The following is a 21,441-nucleotide window of genomic DNA, read 5'->3' on the forward strand; positions in this document are numbered from 1 at the left end:
GCCGACCCAACCAGGTCGACTCCCTCCTCCGCCCCCGCGAGGCACGCACCTGGACGCCGCTCGCCACGGGCGCCGACTTTGAAACAGCCCCTAGCTCTTCTCGACGCCTGGCTTCTAACGGCTGATGCTCGCGGTGGGCGTGAAGGAGACCGGCAGGGAGAACAGGCCGCGCATCCACAGGGACGGCCGCCACTGCAGCTCCTTCCCGTCCACCGCCAGCTCGACGTCCGGAAGGCGGTCGAGCAGGACCTCGATCGCCGTCTTGGCGATCACCTCGGCCAGCTCGGGGGCGGGGAAGGGGCAGCCGTGCTCGCCGTGCCCGAACGACATGTGCGCCCGGTTGGTGCCCGACTCCCCGTAGGACGGCCTGACCTGCGGGTCGGCGTTGGCCGCCGCCAGGCCCAGCACCAGCAGGTCGCCCTTGCGGATCCGCCGCCCGCCCAGCTCGCAGTCGTGGACGGCCCAGCGCCCGATGAAGTTCTGGGTCGGGGTGTCCTTCCACAGCACCTCGTTGAGCGCCTGGGCGACGCTGCTTCGGCCGCCCTGGAGGGTCACCGAGAACTCGTCGTCGACCAGCATCAGCCGCAGGGTGTTGCCGATCCAGTTGCCGGTGGGCGCCTGCGCGGCGGCCATCACCACCAGCAGGTCGATGACGATCTCCTCGTCGGTCAGCCCCGCGGAGTGGGCGATCAGGCGCGAGGGCACGTCCGGGCCGGGCCTGACGTGCTTGTCCTGGACGAGCTGCTGCATCCGGGCGAAGATCCGGCCGTGCGCCGCGGCGGCCTTCTCGTCGGCGTCCAGCGACTCGGCGATGTCCTGGACCAGGATCGGGATGTCGGCCTCCGGCAGGCCGTAGATCTTGGCGATGACCTGGAGCGGCACCTGGGTGGCGAACTGGGCGACCAGGTCGGCCACGCCGTCCCCGGCGAAGGAGTCGATGAGCCGGTCGGCGGCCCGCTCGCAGATCGAGGTCAGCTCGGTGCGGTCCAGGACGTCCAGGGCGTCGCCGATCGCGCCCGCCCGGCGCTGGTGCTCGCCGCCCTCGGCGAACATCACCGACGGGCTCCAGCCGACGTAGGGCATGAGCGGCCAGGTCTCGGGGACCTGGTCCCAGGCGTTCCAGCGCCGCGAGTCCCGCGCGAACAGCTGAGGGTTGCTCGTGATGTGGTGGACCTCGCGGTAGCCGACCACGAACCAGGCGGGGACGTCGTCGTCGAGCAGGATCCGGGTGACGGGGCCCGCCATGCGGATCTCCTCGTACAGTCCGGCCGGGTCGTCGGCGATCCGCTCGCCGTACAGGCGCAAGGGTTCTTCTGGCTGCATCATTTCGGAGTCTCCGAGAGGCGGGTCAGGTGGCGGACCAACGTGATGAGAACGAGCTTTCCGGACGCCCGGAGGCGGGCGTCGCAGTCGACCATCGGAATGTCGCCGGGCAGGTTGAGAGCCTCTCTGACCTGCTCGAGGCCGGGCTGACGCATGCCGTCGAACCGGTTGACGGCCACCACGAACGGCATCCCGTGGTGCTCCAGCCGGTCGATGGCGTACCAGGAGTCCTCCAGGCGCCGGGTGTCGACCATGACGACCGCGCCGAGGCTGCCGGCGAACAGCTGGTCCCACAGGAACCAGAAGCGCTCCTGGCCCGGAGCCCCGAACAGGTACAGGACGGTCTCGGCGTTGATCGTGATCCGGCCGAAGTCGAAGGCGACCGTGGTGGTGCTCTTGCTCCGGACCTTCCCGATGTCGTCGACCTTCGCACCGGCCTGAGTCATGATCTCTTCGGTGCTCAGCGGCCGGATCTCGCTGACCGCACCGACCAGCGTCGTCTTTCCCACGCCGAAACCGCCCACAACGACGATCTTCAACGCGTCGGTGGCCGTTCCGCGCAACGGGGTGCGGACGGCCGCCTCAGAGGTTCTCGAGTCCAATGAGCACCTGCTTCAGGATTTCCATGTCGGGGAGAGGCGGGAGGGTACGGCGCCGGACGGTGACCCCGCCGGTGTCGAGGAGGTCGCCGAGCAGGATCTTGATCACGCTCACGGGCAGGTGCAGCTCGGCGGAGAGCTCGACCACGGAGATCGGCTCCCGGGCCAGCCGCAGGATCTCCGCGTGCTCGGACTGCATGCCGCGGGCGGGCTCACGTTCGGCGATCACCAGCGTGACGACGTCCAGGCCGATGCTGGAGGTGTCGGCCCGGCCCTTGGTCACCGTGTAGAGCCGGTCGGGATCCTCCCGGTCGACCTCGCGGCGGATCATGTGGCGGGTTCGGTCCGGCGCGGCGCGGCCGTCAGGAATCCGCCGACCTGCTCGACCAGGCCGTTCATGTTGTGAGCGACCACGCCGACGTCGGCGTCCTCCTCGGCGATCACGGCGAGGTGCGCCCCCTCGCCCGCCGGGACGATCAGCAGCAGCCCGCCGCGGAACTCGACCATGGCCTGGCCGGAGCCGATGGCGTCGCCGAACTCGGCCGAGGCGCTGAGCGACAGGCTCTGCACGCCCGCCGAGATCGCCGACAGATGGTCGGCCTGGTCGACGGTGAGCCCCGAGGTGAAGCTCATCTTGAGGCCGTCCTTCGACAGCACCAGGAGGTGGCGGATGCCAGGCGTCCGGTGGCGCAGGGCCTCCAGCAGCGACTCCAGCGTCTGTTCCGTGGTCATTTCGGTATTCATCGAAAGAGACGGTCCTTAGTCGTTTTCGGCGGGGGCGTCCTGCTGGACGGGGGAGTCCTTGCCCGCCTGCCGGAAGGCGGCGAACCGTGCGCCCGTGTCACGGGGCGCGGTGGGAACCGCGGTGAGCGGGTCCTCCTGGGCGTTCCGCTCCTCGGGAGCGGCGGTGGCGGGGTGCTCGGCGGCGGCGAGGGTCGCGCCGCGCGGCCGCACGGGCAGGCCCGTCGTGGTCTCGCCGGTCGGCTCGACGGCCTGCTGGCGGGCCGCCGGCGGGGCGGCCAGGGCGGGCTGCGGGAGCTGGGGCCGCGGCCGGGTGACGAGCTGGCGGGGGATCATCATGACGACGCCGGTGCCGCCGCGCGAGGACGGCCGGAAGCTGATGGCCAGGCCGTACTTGTCGGCGAGCTTGCCGACGACCGCCAGGCCCAGGCGGGTGCCGGCCAGGGTCTTCAGGTCGATGGGCTCGGTCACGAGCGTCTCGGCCCGCTGCCGCTCGCGCTTGCGCATGCCGAGGCCGCCGTCCTCGATGGTGACGATGACGCCCGCGTCCTCCTCCTCCACGTAGACGTGGACCTCGCTGCCGTGCGCGGAGAAGGTCGCGGCGTTGTCCATCAGCTCGGCGAGCGCGTGCATGACGCCCTCGGCCGCGTAGCCGACGACCGCCGACTCGGTGGTGGAGTGCAGCCGGATCCGCCGGTAGGCGTCGATGCGGCCCATGGCGCCGCGCAGGACGCTCTCCATGACGATCGGCTTGGTCCAGCGGCGTCCCGACCGGCCGCCGCTGAGCAGCGCGATGCTGTCGGCGAGGCGTCCCATCTGGGAGATGCGGTGGTCGAGGTCGAGCAGGTCGCCGAAGACCTTCTCGTCGCCGTAGCGGTGCTGGAGCTCGCGGAGCTCGGCCAGCAGGCTGGTCGACTGCGCCTGGACGCGGGCGGCGGCGTTCGCGCAGGCGGACATGGCGGCCGTGCCCCGCCGCTCGCCCTCGGCGATCTCGCCGGCGACGTTCAGGAGCAGCGTCTGGAGGGCCGGGTCGGTGAGGTCGGGCAGCCCGTCCAGCGCGGTCTCCAGCGAGGCGCGGTCCTCACGGACCCGCTGGACCAGCTCCGGAAGGGTCTTCTCGACCAGGACCTTGGCCTCCTGCGACTGGACGGTCGCGGCGGCGAGCCCGGCCGCGGTCCGCTGCTCGGCGGCCACCAGCTCCATCGCCGTGACCTGGACCACCCGCTGGAGGGCCAGATTGGTCGGCGGGACCGTCCCCATGAGGACGTTCTCGAAGGTGGCGCCGTCCCTGACCCTGCGGGTCAGCGCGGGCATGGTCTCCTCGGCGGTGAGGACCAGCTCCGAGGTCACCACGGCGAGATCGGCCCGCAGCGCGGCCAGCCCGCGCCGGGAGCTGACGGCCCTGGCCGCGAAGTAGGCGGCCATGGCGCTGGCGGCGCAGAAGGCCAGGGCGACGCCGCCGCCGCCCCACATGATCACCTTGCGGGTGTCGTGCGGAACGCTCATGGCGGCCCACAGCCAGACCCCGCCGACGGCCAGCACGGACACCAGCCAGGCGAGGAGCGCCTTCTCGACGGGGGGTCGGTCGGGCCGCTGGGAGCGGACCGCCGGGGAAGCGTGTGACATCTCTCGAGTCCTCATCGGGGGCTGAAGACGGATGTGTAGCCCTCATACCCTCCCGCATTCGGCCACCCCAAAGGTCGATTTCCGACCAACTCTTCGTTAGTTCCGTTACATCCCTGGTGCCGGGGGCACGGGTGGCGGGTCCCGCCGGTCGTTCTATAGAGTGAGGCGACGCCACTGATCCCACGCGGGAGAGTGCCCGGATCCCCAGGTCCGGGACGCCGAAGGAGCAATTCCTCCCCGGAACCTCTCAGGCACAAGGGACCGCGCGGAGGAGGCGGCCTCTGGAAAGAGGAGACCCCGTGACGGCGGGGCCTCCCGCCGAAGGTGAAAGCCCGCCCTTTCTTTACCGGCGGGTGAAGCTCTCAGGCACCCATGACAGAGGGGGAGGCCCAGCCTGCGCGTATGCGGTGGGACGATTGAGTCCGCACGGTATACGCCGCCGACCAAGGAGCCACGCCCGTGTCATCGAAGACCACGCCGCTGTACGAGCTGCACAAGGAGCTCGGCGGCAACCTCGTCGACTTCGCCGGGTACCTCATGCCCCTGCGCTACGGGTCGGAGACCGCCGAGCACCTCGCGGTCCGCTCCAGCGCCGGGCTCTTCGACATCTCCCACATGGGAGAGATCTTCGTGACCGGCCGCCAGGCCGCCGAGATCCTGGACTACTCCCTGGTGGGCCTGCCGTCGGCCCTGGTGCCCGGCAAGGCCCGTTACACCATGATCGTCGACACCCGGGGCGGCGTCCTGGACGACCTGATCGTCTACCGGCTCAGCGACCACGCCTTCATGGTCGTCGCCAACGCCGCCAACAAGGACGCCGTGGCGGGGGCCCTGAAGGCCCGCGCCGCGAAGTTCGACGGCACCGTCGACGACCAGTCCGACAACTACGCGCTGATCGCGATCCAGGGTCCGAAGGCCGAGGGGATCCTGCTGGGCCTGACCGACGCCCCGATCAAGGACCTCAAGTACTACGCCCTGCTCAGCGGCACCGTGGCGGGCGTCGCGGCGTTCATCGGCCGGACGGGTTACACCGGCGAGGACGGCTTCGAGCTGTTCGTGGCCAACGAGGACGCCGTCCCGCTGTGGAAGGCCCTCGCCGAGGCCGGCGGCGACGCCGTGGTGCCCTGCGGCCTCTCCGCCCGCGACACGCTCCGCCTCGAGGCGGGCATGCCGCTGTACGGGCACGAGCTGACCAGCGAGCTCACCCCCTACGACGCGGGCCTCGGCCGGGTGGTGAAGCTGGAGAAGGACTTCGTCGGGCGTGACGCCCTGGCCGCCGTCGCCGACGAGCCGCAGAAGAAGAAACTCGTGGGTCTGGTGGCGCGGGGCCGTAGGGTTCCCCGTGAGGGTTACCAGGTCATCGGTGCCGACGGTGAGATCATCGGCACCGTGACGAGCGGGGCGCCGTCCCCGACCCTGGGCAAGCCCATCGCCATGGCGTACGTGACGGCCGACGCGACCCCGGTCGCCGTCGACATCCGCGGAAAGCACGAGCCGGTCGACGCCGTCGACCTGCCCTTCTACAGGAGAGAAAAGTGAGCGTTCCGGAGCAGCTCCGCTACACCGAGGAGCACGAATGGGTGTCCGGCCTGGAAGGTGAGGATGGCATCGTGACCATCGGGATCACCGACTACGCCGCCGACGCCCTCGGCGACATCGTGTACGTCTCGCTGCCCGAGGAGGGTGCGACCGTCACCGCCGGGGACGCGTGCGGCGAGGCCGAGTCCACCAAGTCCGTCAGCGACCTGTACGCGCCGCTGTCCGGCGAGGTCACCGCGGTCAACCAGGCCGTCGTCGACGACCCGTCGATCATCAACTCCGACCCTTACGGCGAGGGCTGGCTGTTCCGGGTGCGCCTCGGCGACGACAACCCCGAGCTGCTCGACGCCGAGGCCTACTCCAAGATCATCGAGGAAGCATGACGACCCTTTTCGACTCGCTGGAGAGCCTCGACCCCGAGGTCCACGCCGCCGTGCGGGCCGAGCTGGCGCGCCAGCAGGACACCCTCGAGATGATCGCGTCGGAGAACTTCGCCCCGGTCGCGGTCCTTGAGGCCCAGGGCTCCGTGCTGACCAACAAGTACGCCGAGGGCTACCCCGGACGCCGCTACTACGGCGGCTGCGAGCACGTCGACGTCACCGAGCAGCTCGCGATCGACCGGGCCAAGAGCCTGTTCGGCGCCGAGAGCGCCAACGTCCAGCCGCACTCCGGCGCCCAGGCCAACACGGCCGTGTACTTCGCGCTCCTGGAGCACGGCGACACGATCCTCGGCCTCGACCTCGCCCACGGCGGCCACCTGACCCACGGGATGCGCCTGAACTACTCGGGCAAGACCCTGAACGTGGTCCCTTACCACGTCAGCCCCGCCGACGGCCGGGTCGACATGGAAGAGGTCGCGAAGCTGGCGCGCGAGCACCGGCCGAAGATGATCGTCGCGGGCTGGTCCGCCTACCCGCGGCAGCTCGACTTCGCGCGGTTCCGCGAGATCGCCGACGAGGTCGGCGCGCTGCTGTTCGTCGACATGGCGCACTTCGCCGGCCTGGTCGCGGCGGGGCTCCACCCCTCGCCCGTGCCCTATGCCGACATCGTCACGACCACGACGCACAAGACCCTCGGCGGTCCGCGCGGCGGCCTGATCCTGGCGAAGGAGGAATTCGGCAAGAAGATCAACTCTGCCGTCTTCCCCGGCCTCCAGGGCGGCCCGCTGGAGCACGTGATCGCCGCCAAGGCCGTCGCGCTCAAGGTCGCAGCCTCCGAGGAGTTCAAGGACCGCCAGAAGCGGACCCTGGAGGGCGCCCGGATCATCGCCGAGCGGCTGCTCGCCGAGGACTCCGCCAAGGCGGGCGTCAAGGTCCTGACCGGCGGTACCGACGTCCACCTGGTCCTGGTCGACCTGGTCGACTCGGAGCTCACCGGCCGCGACGCCGAGGACCGCCTCCACGAGGTCGGCATCACCGTCAACCGGAACGCGGTCCCCAACGACCCGCGCCCCCCGATGGTGACCTCCGGCCTGCGCATCGGCACCCCGGCCCTGGCCACCCGCGGCTTCGGTGCCGAGGACTTCGCAGAGGTCGCCGACATCCTGGCGCTCGCGCTCCAGCCGGAGTTCGACGCCGCCTCGCTGAAGGGCCGCGTGACCGCGCTGGCGCGCAAGCACCCGCTCTACCCGGGCCTGTAAGGGCTTTCCACGGCCCCGCACACCCTCCTGTGCGGGGCCTTCCTTCTTTTTTGGGGGATCAATGGCGATCTCTGTATTCGATCTTTTCAAGGTGGGCATCGGCCCCTCCAGCTCGCACACCGGCGGCCCGATGGCCGCCGCCCACCGCTTCGCCCGCGGCCTGCGCACCGACGGCCTCCTGGCCTCGGTCGCCCGGGTCGAGTGCGTGCTGTACGGCTCGCTCGGCCTGACGGGCAAGGGCCACGGCTCCGACAAGGCCGTCGTGCTGGGGCTCGAGGGCTCCAAGCCGGAGAACGTCGACGTCTCCGGGGTTCCCGGGCGGATGGCCGCGCTCAAGGACTCCGGCAAGCTCCGCCTGTTCGGCTCCGAGGGGCCTGTGATCCCGTTCGTGATCGGCGAGCATCTGGTCTTCGAACGGAAGATCAGCCTCCCCGGCCACCCCAACGGCATGCGCTTCACCGCCTTCGACGCCGCCGGCACCGAGCTCAGGACCAGGGTCTACTACTCGGTCGGCGGCGGCTTCGTCGTGGACGAGAACGCCACCGGCGCCGACCGGATCAAGGCCGACGCGACCGTCCTGCCCCATCCGTTCAACGACGGCGCCGAGCTGCTGGAGCTGACCCGCCTCACCGGCCTGAGCATCCCCCGGCTGATGCTGGAGAACGAGAAGGCCTTCGGCCGCACCGAGCAGGAGATCCGCGAGGGCCTCGACCACCTCTGGGCCGTCATGCGCGAGTGCGTCGCCCGGGGATGTGAGGAGGAGGGGCTGCTGCCCGGCGGGCTGAAGGTCCGGCGCCGCTCCCACGCGCTGCACCGCCAGCTCATGGTGGAGACCCCGACCGACCCGCTCCAGGCGATGGACTGGGTCACGCTGTACGCGCTGGCCGTCAACGAGGAGAACGCCGCCGGCGGGCGGATCGTCACGGCCCCGACCAACGGGGCGGCGGGGATCATCCCGGCCGTCATGCACTACGTGGACCGGTTCGTGAAGCCGCAGCACCCCCAGTGGGTCCACCGCTTCCTGCTGACGGCCGCCGCGATCGGCGTGCTGTTCAAGCAGAACGCCTCGATCTCCGGAGCCGAGGTCGGCTGCCAGGGAGAGGTCGGTTCGGCCTGCTCCATGGCCGCCGCCGGCCTGACCGAGGTCCTGGGCGGCACTCCCGGCCAGGTCGAGAACGCCGCCGAGATCGGCATCGAGCACAACCTCGGGCTGACCTGCGACCCGGTCGGCGGGCTCGTCCAGGTCCCCTGCATCGAGCGGAACGCGGTCGCCTCGATCAAGGCCATCAGCGCCGCCCGGCTGGCCATGCGGGGCGACGGCGAGCACTTCGTCTCCCTCGACCGGGCGATCAAGACCATGCGCGACACCGGCCGGGACATGCTGGACAAGTACAAGGAGACGTCCCGGGGCGGCCTGGCCGTGAACGTCATCGAATGCTGATCACGTAGTTTGGGGTGATGGGCATGGAGATCAGAAGCATCGCCGGTGACGAGCTCCAGGGATGGCTGAGGACGGTCGCGACCGGTTTCCACGCCTCACCCGACGTGGAGGCCGAAGAGGCCGACCTGCTGCGGCCGTACTACGACCTGGACAGGACCCTGGGGGCCTTCGACGACGGCCGCTGCGTGGCGACCTTCCGGAGCTTCACCCACGAGGTGACGGCCGTCGGCGGAGCCCCGGTCACCTCGGACGCGATCACGGCCGTGACCGTCCTGCCGACCCACCGCAGGCGCGGCCTCCTGACCCGGATGATGGACCTCGACCTGCGCGCCGCCAAGGACAGGGGTGACCCGATGGCCTCGCTGGTCGCCGCCGAGCACCTGATCTACAGCCGCTACGGATTCGGTCCGGCCACCTGGCTGACGGAGTTCAGGGTCGAGGTCGGCAGGGCCAGGACCGCGCCCGTCCTGGAGTTCGACGGCCGGGTGGACCTGGTCGACGGCGCCGAGGTCCGCAAGGTCGGCCCGGCCGTCCACGACCGGCTGCGCTCCCGGCTCGCCGGGGTCGTCTCCCGGGACGACCGATGGTGGCGGATGCACACCGGTGATCTCGTCCTCCCGTCGTCGAAGCCGTGGAAGGAGCCCTACCACGCGGTCTGCCGCTCGGCTGCGGGCGAGGTGGAGGGCCTGGTCAGCTACACCTCCGATGGCAAGTGGGACGGCTTCCAGCCCGACTGCACCGCCACCGTCCAGGAACTGATCGCCGCGACGCCGTCCGCCGAGCGGGCCCTGTGGCACTACCTGTGCTCCATCGACTGGATCACCAGGATCGAGACCGGAGGGCGTCCCTCGGACGACCTTCTCCCGCTGCTGCTGGGCGATCCGAGGGCGGCCCGCGTCGTGAGCCACGGCGACTCCGTCTGGCTGCGCCCCCTGGACGTCCCGCGGCTTCTGGAGGCCCGCTCCTACGCGACCTCGGCGAGCCTGGTCCTCGACCTGCACGACCGGGCGGGCCTCGCGGGCGGCCGTTTCCTCTTGGAGGCCACGCCCGACGGCGCGACCTGCACACCGACCACCCGCTCCGCCGACCTGGCGTTCGACGTCAGCGCCTTCGGCCCGCTCTACCTGGGCGACGAGTCGGCCGTCCGGCTGGCCGCCCTGGGCCGCCTCACCGAGGAGACCCCGGGCGCCGCGGCCCTCGCCGACCCGCTCTTCCGCGCCGCCCGCCGCCCCTGGTGCCCCGACATCTTCTAGGAGACGCGCCGAACCGAGAAGGAGCGGCAGGACGTCGAGTCGATCGTGCCGCTGAACACCGAGCCCGCGGGGTCGGTGACGGAGGCCTGGAGGCTGACCATCTCGTAGTTCGACGGGCGGCTGATCCAGTGGTCGCCGATGAGGTTGAGCGTGCCGTCGCGCAGGGTGCCGCGCATCGCGAACGAGCCCGACGGGACGCCGGGGTTGCTCGCCACGGGGAAGAAGGCGAACGTCGCGGTGAGGTCGCCGGTCGCGTTGACCGCGACGATGGTCAGCCGCAGGCCGGTGTCGCCCTGGGGGCAGGTGTAGGTGCCGCGCCAGGCGCCCGCGATCGTGCCCGTCTCCTCGGTGGCGCCGCCGCCGTCGACGGTCAGCGGGGAGGCCGAGGGCAGGGTGATCTGTCGCGGGGCGGGGTCGTCCGAGCGCAGGATGAGGAAACCGGCCGCGCCCAGGCCCACCACGAACAGCACGGCGAAGGCGATGATGACGACGACCATCCCGCCGCTGGAACGGCGGGGCGGGGGCGGGGGGAGCTGAGGGGGATATGGGGCTCCCCAGCCTTGGTTGGGTCCTTGGGGATGCATGGCACCCGAGAATAGGGATTTGCGGCGGTTCATGGGGTGCATTCGCCCGGTGAGGTCCTTGTAACGGGAACTTAACTCCCGGATCTCGCCAGATGCTTCAGCGCGAAATACTTTCTGGAGAAAGTTTTCGGCGATCCGAGGAGAAACCCCCATGGCTCCGGTCAGCGCCGTCGCGTCCCGCCTCGTCGACGTCCGTTCGGTGGACGCCGCCCTCGTCGACCTCGACGGGACGGTCTACGCCAACGGGCGGCTCGTCCCCGGAGCGGGCTACGCGCTCGGCTTCCTGCGCCAGGCCGGGATCGCCCTGCGCTTCCTCACCAACAGGGACTCCCTGCCACCGGGCGTCATCCGGGCCGACCTCGCCGCGATGGGTCTCGAGGTCGCGCCGTGGGAGCTGTTCACCCCGGTCCTCGCCGCCCAGCGCTACCTGGAGGAGCAGCGGGACGTCCGGGCGCTGCTGATGGTGTCGAGCACGGTCCGGACGGCCTTCGAAAGGTTCACCGGGAAAGGACCCGTCACCCATGTGGTCGTCGGGGACTGCCGCGACACCCTCGACTACGCCCTCCTCGACCACGCCTTCCGGGCGGTGCGCGGCGGAGCCGAACTGGTCGCGCTCCAGCGCGGCCGGTACTTCGTGCGCAGCAACGGCGAGCACCTCGGCACCGGCGGGATCGTCGCGGCTCTGGAGTACTCGGCGAACACGACCGCGAAGGTCGTCGGCAAGCCGTCCAAGGACTTCCTCGCCCTCGCCGCCGCCTCCACCGGCACCGACGTCTCGCGCTGCGTGGTGATCGGCGACGACGCGACCACCGACGTCGCCGGGGGAGCGGCGCTCGGCGCCAGGACCGTCCAGGTGCGGACGGGACGCTACCGCGACCAGCAGGACGAGCCGGGGCTGCCGTGCGCCGAGGCCGTCATCGACTCCATCGCCGACCTGCCCGCGCTGCTGCTCGACTGGGACGCGGCTCAGAGCTGATGGATCACGTCGAACTCGAGGCCGTCGGCGACCGCGAGGAACACCTTCTGGGACAGGTGGCGGTCGCGCATGACGACCTGCCCGCGCGGCCCGTCGTAACGCAGTCCCTCCGACAGCGCCCGCATCCGCGCGACGTCGCCGCCCCCGGCGATGCGCAGCAGCTCGCTGAGCAGCCGCACCCCCTCGTAGCAGGACTCGCCGGGGCCGGTCAGCATGGGCGCCGTCGGCCCGAACCGGTCGTGGTAGCGGCCGGAGAAGTCCAGGCTCTCCTCGGTGGGGAGCGTCCCGAAATAGCCCGCCGAGGCGAACAGCCCGTGCGTGACGTCCGCGCCCATCGACAGCAGCATGTTCTCGTCGGTCAGCGGCCCGAACCGCAGGATCTCCGTGTCGAGCCCCGCCGCCGCGAACGACCGGTGGAAGGCGACGGCGTCCTGCCCCATGAGCAGCACCATCACGGCCTCGCACCCGGCGGCCATGACCTTCCCGAGCACCCGTCCGTAGTCCTCGGTGCCGAGCGGCACGTAGTGCTCGCCGAGGACGGACCCGCCGAGCTCGCGCAGGTACTCCCGGACGGCCCCCGCCGAGGCCCGCGGCCACACGTAGTCGTTGCCGACGACGGTCCAGCGCCGCACCCCGAGCTCACCGGCGAACCAGTGCAGGGCCGGGCGGAGCTGCCGCCGCGGCGTCTCCCCGATCGGGAACACCCACGGACGGTCCTCACCGCCCTCGTAGAGGGTCGTGTAGATGTACGGCACCCGTCCGACGATCACCGGGGCGACGCTCTCCCGCACCGCCGAGGTGTGCCAGCCGATCACGGCGTCGACGCCGCCCGTGCCCACCAGCCCGCCGACCTCGCGGGCGACCTCCAGCGGAGCGGCGCCGCCGTCGACCATGACGAGCCGCATCGCGCGCCCGAGCACGCCGCTGCGTTCGTTGATCTCCTCGACGGCGAGACGCGCGGAGAGCTCGCACGACGGCCCGAACAGCCCGGTGGGTCCCTGAGCGGGCACGACGAGCGCGACGTCGTACGTCCCCTGGTCGCCCATGCCCGGAAGGATAACCCCCGCTTGCTACCGCCACATTTCCTGGCCAGGATGGAAGTGTGGCCTTGACGGTACCCGGAATCACCCACGACCTGCCGCATCTCCTGACGCTCGTGGAGCGCCGGATGGCGGGACGGCTGTCCGCGACCCTTCAGGCCTTCGACCTGACGATCGAGGAGTACCGGATCCTCGTCCTCCTCGCGGACGGTGCCGGCCACGCCATGTCCGAGATCGCGGACTACACGCTGGTCCCCGCCCCGACGCTGACGAAGGTCGTCGACCGGATGGTCGCCTCGACCCTCGTCTACCGCCGTCCCGACGCCGAGGACCGTCGCCGGGTCCTGGTCTTCCTCGCCGACCGGGGCCGGGAGCGCCACACCGCGGCCGCCGAGGCGGTCGCCGCCGGTCAGGCCGCCTTCGAGGCGGCGCTCGGCCCCGAGGAGACCGCGCTTCTCACCGTCCTGCTCTCCCGGACGGCCCGGCTGCCCTGACGTGCCGGCTGCCCTGACGTGCCGGCTGCCCTGACGTGCCGGCTGCCCTGACGTGCCGGCTGCCCTGACGGCCCGCGTCAGTGGGTGCGGTCGACGGCCATCCGGGCCAGGGCCGTGAGCTCGCCGGTGGCCGTGGTGTCGGGCGCCGCGACGTTCAGGGTGTCGAGGGCCTGCCTGAGGAGCTGGGCGGCGCGCTCCCGCGACCAGTCGCGCCCGCCGGCCTGCTCCACCAGGGCCGCGGCGCGGGCGGGATCGAACTCCGGCTGCGCGAAGTAGAACGAGGCGAGCTCGTCTCCCGCCGGCGTGCCGCTGGTCAGGGCCGCCACGACCGGCAGCGACTTCTTGCGGTTCAGCAGGTCGCTGTGGACGGGCTTGCCGGTCGCGGCCGGATCCCCCCAGATCCCCAGCAGATCGTCGACGTGCTGGAAGGCCAGGCCGAGATGCTCGCCGAACAGCCCGAGCCGGGCGACCTGGTCGGGGGTGGCGCCGCCGGCCAGCGCCCCGAGCGTGCAGGACACCCGCAGCAGCGCGCCGGTCTTGCCGACGGCCATCGCCACGCACTCCGACAGCGTGACGTCGTCGCGCTGCTCGAAGGAGGTGTCGGCGTTCTGCCCGCCGAGCAGGTCGAGCACGGCGGAGGTGAGGATCCTCGCGTGCGGTCCCGCCGCCGCGACCAGCTCGACGGCCAGGGTGAGCAGCACGTCGCCGGTGAGGATCGCGGGGCCGGTGCCGAAGACCGTCCACGCGGTGGGCCGGTGCCGCCGGGTCCTGTCGCCGTCCATCACGTCGTCGTGCAGCAGCGAGAAGTCGTGGACGAGCTCCACCGCGACGGCGGCGGGCACCGCGGCCTCGACGTCGCCGCCGACGGCCTGGCAGGCCAGCAGGGTCAGGGTCGGGCGCAGGGCCTTGCCGGTCGGCTCGCTCGGCTGCCCGGTGGCGTCCCACCAGCCGAAGTGGTAGCCCGCGATGTGGCGGACCGGATCGGGCAGCGCCCCGACGGCCTCCCGCATGGCGGGATCGACGGTGGCGCGCCCCCACTCCAGCACCTCGGCGGCGGGACGGGCCCTCTCGTGGACGGTGGTCATGGCGTCTTCTCCAGAAGATCGGCGGCGGAGGTGCCCAGCCCGAGCGGCCGCAGCCGCAGCACGGCCGGACGGGCTTCGGCCGCGGCCCCCGCCCGGGCGGCTGCGGAACCCGCCCCGGGAACCCCCGCGGCCGGAACACGCGCGACCGGTACACCGGCGGACGGGAGCCCGGCGCCGGGCGGGCGGAGGGCGGAGGTGCCGAGCCCGCGGGGGCGCAGCGCGAGGGCGGGGCGGAGGTCCTCTTCGCGGTAGCGGTGGGTCTCGCGGTGCCAGTGGAGGATGGCGACGGCCCAGTCGCGCAGCTCGTCGAGGTAGGAGGCGAGGGCGGCGCGGGCCCGGTCGTCGAGGCCGAGCCGGTCGGCCAGGACGGGCAGCTCGGTGGCGATGAGGTGCTCGAACTGGTCGAGGCGCGAGCGCATCAGACCGTCGGCGATGCGGACGGCCTCGGTCCTGGTGACGTCCAGGAAGTTCTGGATCACCAGGACGATGTTGTTGACCTCGCCCTCGAACTCGATCTCCTTCTGGTAGCTGAAGATGTCGTTGAGGAAGGTCGCCCAGTCGCTGATGGCGTGCTCGATCTGCCGGATCGTGCGCGAGGCGAACAGCTCCTCGGGCAGGAAGTCGCCCCACGACAGCCGGCCGAGCGCCATGGTCATGTCGGAACCGAAGGTGAAGCGGCGCATCTCGACATAGTCGACCGGATCGGGTATCCGGTTCTGTGCGACGCACGACAGTTCCCACACCATCGCGTCCATCATCGCGGTGACGGCGGCCCGGAAGGAGGCGAGCCCCCGGTCGGTGAGGCCGGGCGCGGTCCGCCGCCACAGGTCGTCGAGGCCGCGTTCCAGCGGGGTGAGCGGCTCGGGCGCCGGGGCGCCGGTGCCGGCCGGCATGAACGCGCCGAGCCGGTCGGCCAGGGCCCGGGCCCCGGCCAGGTTCCGGGACGGCCCGAAGACCTTCGGCAGGTAGTCGTCGAGGTAGGTGCCCCAGGTCAGCCAGTTGGCCGACAGCTCCAGCTCCTCCAGGGTGGACTCGGGGGAGATCCCGGCCGCGCAGAGCGTGAAGTCGAAGCCGTGGAGCTTGTCCCCGGTCCACAGTCCCTCGGAGGTGAGCCCCTGGGCGGCGCCCCAGGCGTCGTGCCACCGCCGGGCCTGCGCGTAGTGGCGGTTGATCCGCAGTGGGTACGGCATGTGGAAGTCGGGGAGCGTGGTCGGCCCGACCCGCTCGAACGGCACATGGGTGAAGGACTTGAAGCGTCCGTATCCGAGGTTGGCCGGTGAGGGCGGCCTGGCCCCGGCGGTGCCGAGCCCGCCGGGGGAGGAGTGCAGCGCCCCCTTGTTCATGTACCGGCTGGAGCGCATGTGCCACTCGTGGCCGCCGGTCTGCCAGTCCTGGAGCCCCTTGACGTACCCGGCGACGGCCAGCCGCTCGGCGGGGTCGAGGCCGAGCCGCTCCATGAGCGGCGGCACCTCGATGACGGCCGTGTTGTCGAACTGGTACAGCCGCGACGACAGCAGGTCGTTGGTGGCCTCGGCGGCGGCCTGGGTGCTCAGCCCGAAGTACTTCTCGAACACCAGCACCGCGTTCGACAGCTCGCCCTCGTCGGCGACCTCCCGCTCGTAGGAGAACAGGTCGTTGCGCAGGTGGACGGCGTCGGCGAAGGTGTCGGTCAGCACCCGCAGCGGTCTGCTGCGGGCCGCCGAGTCCGGCAGCTCGCTGCCCGTCGCGTACTCGATGATCCCGGCCGACCAGGGCGCTCCGCCGACGCGGCGGCGCATCTCGATGTACTCGATCGGGTTGGCGACCCGGCCCGCGTCGATGTTGGCGAGCTCCCAGAGCGACTCGTCGAGCAGGGCGCGGGTGGCGTCGGCGAACCGCTCGCGCCAGCCCCGCCCCATCGCGGGGACCGTGCGCTCCCACAGGTCCCTCAGCCCGGCCTCGACCGGGTTGGTCGGCTCGGGGATCTCGGCCCCGTCCTCGACCGGCATGAACAGCGCGAGCCGGTCGAGGTAGGCCTGGGCGCCCTCGATGTCCCTGGTCCGCTTGAACAGCTCCAGGAAGTGGTCGTCGAAGTAGAACACCCAGACGTACCAGTCGTTGACGGTGTCCAGGACGGGACCGGGGGAGTCCGGATGGGTGTAGGCACTGAGCAGCGCGTAGTCGTGCGCGTCGTACTCCTCCTCGGTCCAGATGGGCGGACCGCCGCCCGGGGCCGACAGGATGCCCATGTCGTACGACCACTGGCGCGAGTGCTCGCGGGTCGCGTCGACGTGCGGGTTCAGGCGCGCCGGATACGGCAGGTAGAACTCAGGCAACTGGAAGGGCTGCACCGGACTCCCCCTCGTTCTTCCTCTAGGAGTGGGCGATCTCGACGTTCTCCAGGACGCCCAGGGCGTCCGGGACCAGCACCGCGCACGAGTAGTAGGCGCTGACCAGGTACTGGATCACCGCCTGCTCGGTGATGCCCATGAACCGGACGGACAGGCCGGGCTGGTACTCGTCGGGGAGGCCCGTCTGGTGCAGGCCGACGACGCCCTGGTCGTCCTCGCCGGTGCGCATCACCAGGATCGAGGACGTCGCCTGGTCGCTGACGGGGATCTTGTTGCAGGGGAAGATCGGGACACCGCGCCAGGCGGGGATGTGGTGGTCGCCGACCAGGACGGGCGTCGGGTAGAGGCCGCGCTTGTTGCACTCGCGGCCGAACGCGGCGATGGCGCGCGGGTGGGCGAGGAAGAACTTGGAGCCGCGGCGGCGGGAGAGCAGCTCGTCGAGGTCGTCGGGGGTCGGCGGGCCCGAGTGGGTCTGGATCCGCTGGCGCAGGTCGGCGTTGTGGAGCAGGCCGAAGTCCTTGTTGTTGATCATCTCGTGCTCCTGGCGTTCGCGCAGGGCCTCGATGGTCAGCCTGAGCTGCTGTTCGACCTGGTTCATCGGCTCGTTGAACAGGTCGGCGACCCGGGTGTGCACCCGCAGGACGGTCTGCGCGACCGACAGCTCGTACTCCCGTGGCGAGCCCTCGTAGTCGACGAACGTCCCCGGCAGGACCGGCTCGCCGTCATGGCCCGAGGCCATCGCGATCGCCTTCTCGCCGTACTTGTTCTGTTCCGGGACCGGGAGCCCCAGGTAGTCCGTGATCTGCTCCTGGAGGCTCGGCGACTGGTCCAGGACGGCGCGGAAGTCGGCGCGCGAGAGGGTCAGGATCGTGCACGGGGTCTGGGTGCGCAGCGTGTACTCCCAGGTCTGCTCGCTGAGCAGGGCGTCGTAGCCGGCGAAGTCGCCGTCGGCGAGCACCCCGAGCTGCGCCTCCTCCCCGTACTTGGACTGCCCGATCTTCTGGATGCGGCCGTGCGCGATGAGCAGCACCTCGGCGGAGGAGCCGGCCTCGGCGATGACCTCGCCGGAGCCCACGTCGCGCTGCACGCAGCGGTCGGCGAGGGCCCGGAGGACCTCGTCGTCGGTGTAGCCGCGCAGAAGGGGGAGCTCGCCCAGCTCCGCCGGGATGACCTGCACGCGGGAGCCGGTCGAGACGAACTCGATCCGGCCGTCGCCGACGGTGTAGGTGAGCCGCCGGTTGACCCGGTAGGCGCCGCCCGACACCTGGACCCACGGGAGCATCTTGAGCAGCCAGCGGGAGGTGATCTCCTGCATCTGCGGTGGGGTCTTGGTGGTGGAGGCCAGATTGCGGGCGGCCGCCGTACCCAGGCTGAGCTGATCGTTGGTGGTCGGTGAGGAGCCGTTGACGTTGGTGCGATCGGCTGTCTCGGTCATGATCTACCGCCTGTGCTGTTGAGAGGGTTCTATCGGCGAAAATTACTCACAGTGCAGACAAGATCACAATAGGTATTCACCTTTCTGTGGGGATACAGATCAGTGCGCCTTGAAAATGGCGCCGGAAACTGCCGACACCACCGTTGACACAACGGCGACCGCGAGGATGGCGTCGAAGGGATTGCGCTTTTCGTGGAGCGGGCGGAACTTCTGTCTGCGCCGCTGAGGGGCCTCTTCGATGACCGGGGCGGCCTTTTTCGGAGGCTTCTTCGCCACCTTTTTCGGCGAGCGCACGGGTGTTGGGGTAAATGTCGGCCTTACGGTTTGTGTCGCTTTTGGAGTCGGCAGGGCGACGGGCGTGGGTTCCGGCTGGGGGGTCTTCGTCGGCGTGGGGACGGGCGTGGGCGTCGGGGTGGGGGGCGGTGGAGGCGGCGGCGGTGGGGGCTTGGGCGGGACGTACGTCGGCTTCGGAGGCTTGGGCGTCGGTTTCGGCGGGGGTGGGGGAGGCGGCGGTGGCGGAGGAGGTGGCGGCGGGGGAGGCGGCGGCGGACCGCACTCGCCGGGGCCGATGATGATCGCGATGTTGATGTCGATCAGCCAGAGGTCCAGGCCGATGCAGATCTTGATCAGGGGCTGGGGCCCGGCGTAGCCGCCGGGGTCGGCGGCGGCGGGCCCGGCCATGAGAAGCACGCACAGGACGGCCCCCGCGAGGGCGACGCAGCGCTTGGTCATGGGATGCGGTCGAATTCCTGCTGCGCGGTCTTGAACGCGTCCGCGGAGACCCCGAGCGGCCCCTTGAACGTGTGGTTGATCGAGAACGCGAGCTGGACGCTCACCGCCAGGCACACGGCCAGCAGGGCGTAGGGGACCCAGACCCAGCCGCGCGGCTTGGCGCCGGACACGAGCGGAAGCAGGAGCACGAGCAGCGCCGTGACCAGGGTCAGGAAGAGCACGCCGCCCGGCAGGGACGACTCGGCGTCGACGGCCCGCTGCCGGCGGGCGGCGAAGACCTCTTCGAGATGGCCCTCGACCGCGTCGAGGGCGTCCTTCTGCTCCTTCTCCTTGAAGGTCAGCTCACCCAGGTGGCCGCGGAGCATGTCGAGCTTGCTCCAGCCGTCGGGGCCGAGCTCGCCGTCGCGCAGCGTCCGCCACTCGGGACCCGAGACGTACCGGGTGTAGTCCCTCAGCGCGGCGCGGGTCGAGTCGGCCTCGGCGGGCGGCAGGTCGCCCGCGGCCCAGTAGGCCTCGACGAGGGACTGCGCCTCGGCGTAGGTGTTCTGCCGGGCCGAGTCGGCGACGGTCCACGGAACGATGATCGCGATCGCGAAGATCAGAAGGAAGAGGGCGGAGATCATCGCACCCGAGTGGGAGGCGGTGGGGCCGTCCGGCTCGTCGTCGATGCGGCCGTCTTGGTCGTCGCCGCCGCGGCGGCGCAGGGCATGGAACATGGGGCGACTCCGAGGGGGAGGGTGTCACTGTGCGTGGTTAACCTAACCCCCTGCGTCGCCGCCTGAACGCGTTGTGATCGAATCGTGGCTGTGCGGTGATGGTCGGCCCGCGGCCCGTAACGCGCTCAGGTGAGGCGGATCGGGTTGATGAGGTCGGCGTAGACCAGGAGCGCGCCCATGACCAGGAAGACGAGGCTCATCGCGTAGGTGAGGGGCATCAGCTTGGCGACGTCGACGTAGCCGGGGTCCGGGCGGCGGGTGATGCGGGCGAAGCCGCGCTTGACGCCCTCCCACAGCGCGCCGGCCATGTGGCCGCCGTCGAGGGGCAGCAGCGGGATCAGGTTGAACATGCCGACCGCGAAGTTGATCCCGGCCAGCAGCTGGAGGAACCAGGTGATCTTGTCGACGGTCGGGGTGGGGGAGGCGAGGATCTCCCCGCCGAGCCGGGAGGCCCCGACGACGCCGATCGGGCCGTTGGGGTCGCGCTCCTGACCGCCGAACGCGGCCTTCCAGATGCCGACCATCTTCTGCGGCAGCTCGACGAACGACTGGAGGGTCCGGGTGGTCATGTCGCCCATGGTCTGCACGACCTGGCCGGGACCGCCCTGCACCCGGTCGGTGAGCGGGATGATCCCGACGAACCCCGCGGTGACGATCTTCTCGGGGTCCTTGAGGTCGGTGAGCTGGTTGGAGCCGACGTTCAGGGTCTTGGCGAGCTCCTGGCCGTCCCGCTCGATGACGACCGGCACGGTCTTGTTCGCCGAGTCGCGGATCAGCAGCTGGAGCTGCCGGTAGTCCTTGATCTTCACGCCGCCGAACCGGACGAACCGGTCCCCCGGCAGCAGGCCCGCCTGGGCGGCCGGGGTGGGGCGCGTCTTCTCCTCGGCGGGGGTGCACTCGCGCACCTTGCCGTCGGCGCCGACGAGCTCCTTGGCCGAGATCGTGCACTTGTTGACGGCCGCGATGGTCGGGACGGTCTTCTCGACCCCGAAGCCCATGATCAGGATCGCGAAGAAGACGAGGGCGAGCAGCAGGTTCGCGGCCGGACCGGCGAACATGATCGTGAGCTTCTGCCACCACTTGCGGTTGTAGAAGACACGGTCCTCGTCGTCCGGCCTGACCTCCTCCAGGGCGCCCTCGCGGGCGGAGTCGATCAGCATCTGGAACCGGCCGGTCGAGGAGGAGCGCAGCATGCCGTCGGGGTCGGCCTTGCGCGGCGGCAGCATCCCGATCATGCGGATGTAGCCGCCGAGCGGGATCCACTTGAAGCCGTACTCGGTCTCGCCCTTGCGCTTGGACCAGATCGTGGGCCCGAACCCGACCATGTACTGGGGGACCCGCACGCCGAACTTCTTCGCGAAGTGCATGTGGCCCAGCTCGTGGAACGCGATCGACGCCATGAGCAGCACGAAGAAGAGCAGCGTGCCGCCCAGCAAGATCAGCGTTTGCATACCCCACGACCCCAATGTGTTGATCTACCCGGACGGCCCCGTGACCCCGATGGACGGTGCCAGCGTAAGCGACCCGAAGCCGGAACAGGGCCTTTCGTCCCTCGAGGAAGACGAATCGGCCCGCCCCGGGAGTTCCCCGCGCCGGGCCGATCACCCCGCTAACCGCGCAGGGCGCCGAACAGTGAGCCGCTGACCACCGAGACGACCGACGCGACGACCGTCACGACCAGCACCGACCCGAGCGGATCGCGCCTGGTCTCCAGCGGCACGAACCGCGAGGTGCCGATCCGCCGCCGCTCCCGCAGCCCGGACGGCTCGTCCTGCGCGGCCGCGGGAGCCGGAACGGCGGGGCCGGTCGCCCGGTCCGGAGCCGTGATCCTGCCGGGAACGGACGCGGGCGCCGCGGGAGCGGGCCGCGCCGGTGCGGGAAGCGCCAC

The 21,441-nt window shown here is 71.0% G+C and carries 20 protein-coding genes, 1 pseudogene and 2 riboswitches; of the genes and pseudogenes, 7 read left to right on the forward strand and 14 right to left on the reverse strand.

What is annotated here, in order from left to right:
- Positions 1-114: 114 nt before the first annotated feature.
- The 5 genes from ABD785_RS40060 to ABD785_RS40080 are packed head-to-tail and all read right to left on the reverse strand — an operon-like array spanning position 115 to position 4,289.
- Positions 115-1,326 carry a cytochrome P450 gene (locus tag ABD785_RS40060; RefSeq protein ID WP_344839830.1) on the reverse strand — a complete coding sequence of 404 codons (1,212 nt, stop codon included), beginning with the start codon at positions 1,324-1,326 and terminating at the stop codon, positions 115-117.
- Positions 1,323-1,925: a GTP-binding protein gene (locus tag ABD785_RS40065; protein WP_344839834.1), complete on the reverse strand. Its 603-nt coding sequence runs from the start codon at positions 1,923-1,925 to the stop codon at positions 1,323-1,325. The genes ABD785_RS40060 and ABD785_RS40065 overlap by 4 nt, the downstream gene beginning before the upstream one ends.
- Entirely contained in the window at positions 1,906-2,253 is a 348-nt protein-coding gene (locus ABD785_RS40070) for a DUF742 domain-containing protein (RefSeq protein WP_344839836.1), read from the reverse strand. Before ABD785_RS40070 ends, ABD785_RS40065 begins: the two co-directional genes overlap by 20 nt.
- On the reverse strand, positions 2,250-2,654 hold the full coding sequence (locus ABD785_RS40075; protein WP_344839839.1) for a roadblock/LC7 domain-containing protein: 405 nt from the start codon (positions 2,652-2,654) through the stop codon (positions 2,250-2,252). Before ABD785_RS40075 ends, ABD785_RS40070 begins: the two co-directional genes overlap by 4 nt.
- Before the next feature lie 27 nt (positions 2,655-2,681).
- A complete protein-coding gene (locus ABD785_RS40080; RefSeq protein ID WP_344839841.1) occupies positions 2,682-4,289 on the reverse strand; it encodes a sensor histidine kinase in 1,608 nt (535 codons plus the stop codon).
- 175 nt (positions 4,290-4,464) lie between these two features.
- Positions 4,465-4,563, forward strand: a riboswitch (glycine riboswitch).
- Positions 4,564-4,567: 4 nt separating this feature from the next.
- Positions 4,568-4,671: riboswitch (glycine riboswitch) on the forward strand.
- A gap of 77 nt (positions 4,672-4,748) precedes the next feature.
- Between ABD785_RS40080 and gcvT the strand changes: the two genes are divergently transcribed.
- From gcvT to ABD785_RS40105, 5 genes are all read left to right on the forward strand, one after another.
- The gene (gene gcvT / locus ABD785_RS40085; RefSeq protein ID WP_344839843.1) at positions 4,749-5,828 is read left to right on the forward strand and encodes a glycine cleavage system aminomethyltransferase GcvT; all 1,080 of its coding nucleotides are present in this window, start codon (positions 4,749-4,751) and stop codon (positions 5,826-5,828) included.
- Positions 5,825-6,211, forward strand: coding sequence for a glycine cleavage system protein GcvH (gcvH, locus tag ABD785_RS40090; RefSeq protein WP_344839846.1), 387 nt, complete (start codon positions 5,825-5,827; stop codon positions 6,209-6,211). The genes gcvT and gcvH overlap by 4 nt, the downstream gene beginning before the upstream one ends.
- Positions 6,208-7,467, forward strand: coding sequence for a serine hydroxymethyltransferase (locus tag ABD785_RS40095; RefSeq protein WP_344839850.1), 1,260 nt, complete (start codon positions 6,208-6,210; stop codon positions 7,465-7,467). Before gcvH ends, ABD785_RS40095 begins: the two co-directional genes overlap by 4 nt.
- Positions 7,468-7,528: 61 nt before the next feature.
- Positions 7,529-8,908, forward strand: coding sequence for an L-serine ammonia-lyase (locus tag ABD785_RS40100; RefSeq protein WP_344839854.1), 1,380 nt, complete (start codon positions 7,529-7,531; stop codon positions 8,906-8,908).
- A 23-nt stretch (positions 8,909-8,931) separates the two neighbouring features.
- Positions 8,932-10,161: a GNAT family N-acetyltransferase gene (locus ABD785_RS40105; RefSeq protein WP_344839857.1), complete on the forward strand. Its 1,230-nt coding sequence runs from the start codon at positions 8,932-8,934 to the stop codon at positions 10,159-10,161.
- On the opposite strand, the gene ABD785_RS40110 is transcribed toward ABD785_RS40105, so the two are convergent.
- Positions 10,158-10,658 carry a hypothetical protein gene (locus ABD785_RS40110; protein WP_344839860.1) on the reverse strand — a complete coding sequence of 167 codons (501 nt, stop codon included), beginning with the start codon at positions 10,656-10,658 and terminating at the stop codon, positions 10,158-10,160. The two genes, ABD785_RS40105 and ABD785_RS40110, sit on opposite strands and share 4 nt — an antisense overlap.
- A gap of 238 nt (positions 10,659-10,896) precedes the next feature.
- On the opposite strand from ABD785_RS40110, the gene ABD785_RS40115 reads away from it, so the two are divergent.
- Entirely contained in the window at positions 10,897-11,721 is an 825-nt protein-coding gene (locus ABD785_RS40115; protein ID WP_344839863.1) for an HAD hydrolase-like protein, read from the forward strand.
- On the opposite strand, the gene ABD785_RS40120 is transcribed toward ABD785_RS40115, so the two are convergent.
- A complete protein-coding gene (locus ABD785_RS40120; RefSeq protein WP_344839865.1) occupies positions 11,712-12,767 on the reverse strand; it encodes a substrate-binding domain-containing protein in 1,056 nt (351 codons plus the stop codon). The two genes, ABD785_RS40115 and ABD785_RS40120, sit on opposite strands and share 10 nt — an antisense overlap.
- A 62-nt stretch (positions 12,768-12,829) precedes the next feature.
- On the opposite strand from ABD785_RS40120, the gene ABD785_RS40125 reads away from it, so the two are divergent.
- A complete protein-coding gene (locus ABD785_RS40125) occupies positions 12,830-13,255 on the forward strand; it encodes a MarR family winged helix-turn-helix transcriptional regulator (protein WP_344839868.1) in 426 nt (141 codons plus the stop codon).
- A gap of 77 nt (positions 13,256-13,332) precedes the next feature.
- On the opposite strand, the gene ABD785_RS40130 is transcribed toward ABD785_RS40125, so the two are convergent.
- From ABD785_RS40130 to ABD785_RS40160, 7 genes and pseudogenes are all read right to left on the reverse strand, one after another.
- Positions 13,333-14,340, reverse strand: coding sequence for a polyprenyl synthetase family protein (locus ABD785_RS40130; RefSeq protein ID WP_344839870.1), 1,008 nt, complete (start codon positions 14,338-14,340; stop codon positions 13,333-13,335).
- On the reverse strand, positions 14,337-16,655 hold the full coding sequence (locus ABD785_RS40135) for a terpene synthase family protein (RefSeq protein WP_344839873.1): 2,319 nt from the start codon (positions 16,653-16,655) through the stop codon (positions 14,337-14,339). The genes ABD785_RS40130 and ABD785_RS40135 overlap by 4 nt, the downstream gene beginning before the upstream one ends.
- A gap of 37 nt (positions 16,656-16,692) precedes the next feature.
- Positions 16,693-18,105: a family 2B encapsulin nanocompartment shell protein gene (locus tag ABD785_RS40140; RefSeq protein ID WP_344839876.1), complete on the reverse strand. Its 1,413-nt coding sequence runs from the start codon at positions 18,103-18,105 to the stop codon at positions 16,693-16,695.
- A 99-nt stretch (positions 18,106-18,204) separates the two neighbouring features.
- On the reverse strand, positions 18,205-18,399 hold the full coding sequence (locus ABD785_RS40145) for a hypothetical protein (protein WP_344839878.1): 195 nt from the start codon (positions 18,397-18,399) through the stop codon (positions 18,205-18,207).
- 434 nt (positions 18,400-18,833) lie between these two features.
- Positions 18,834-19,553, reverse strand: coding sequence for a bestrophin-like domain (locus ABD785_RS40150; RefSeq protein ID WP_344839880.1), 720 nt, complete (start codon positions 19,551-19,553; stop codon positions 18,834-18,836).
- Between the two features lie 125 nt (positions 19,554-19,678).
- The gene (locus tag ABD785_RS40155; RefSeq protein WP_344839882.1) at positions 19,679-21,004 is read right to left on the reverse strand and encodes a M50 family metallopeptidase; all 1,326 of its coding nucleotides are present in this window, start codon (positions 21,002-21,004) and stop codon (positions 19,679-19,681) included.
- 158 nt (positions 21,005-21,162) lie between these two features.
- Positions 21,163-21,441: pseudogene (locus ABD785_RS40160) on the reverse strand (hypothetical protein); the annotation flags it as partial.

It is taken from the genome of Actinocorallia longicatena (assembly GCF_039534125.1).
GTDB lineage: Bacteria > Actinomycetota > Actinomycetes > Streptosporangiales > Streptosporangiaceae > Actinocorallia > Actinocorallia longicatena.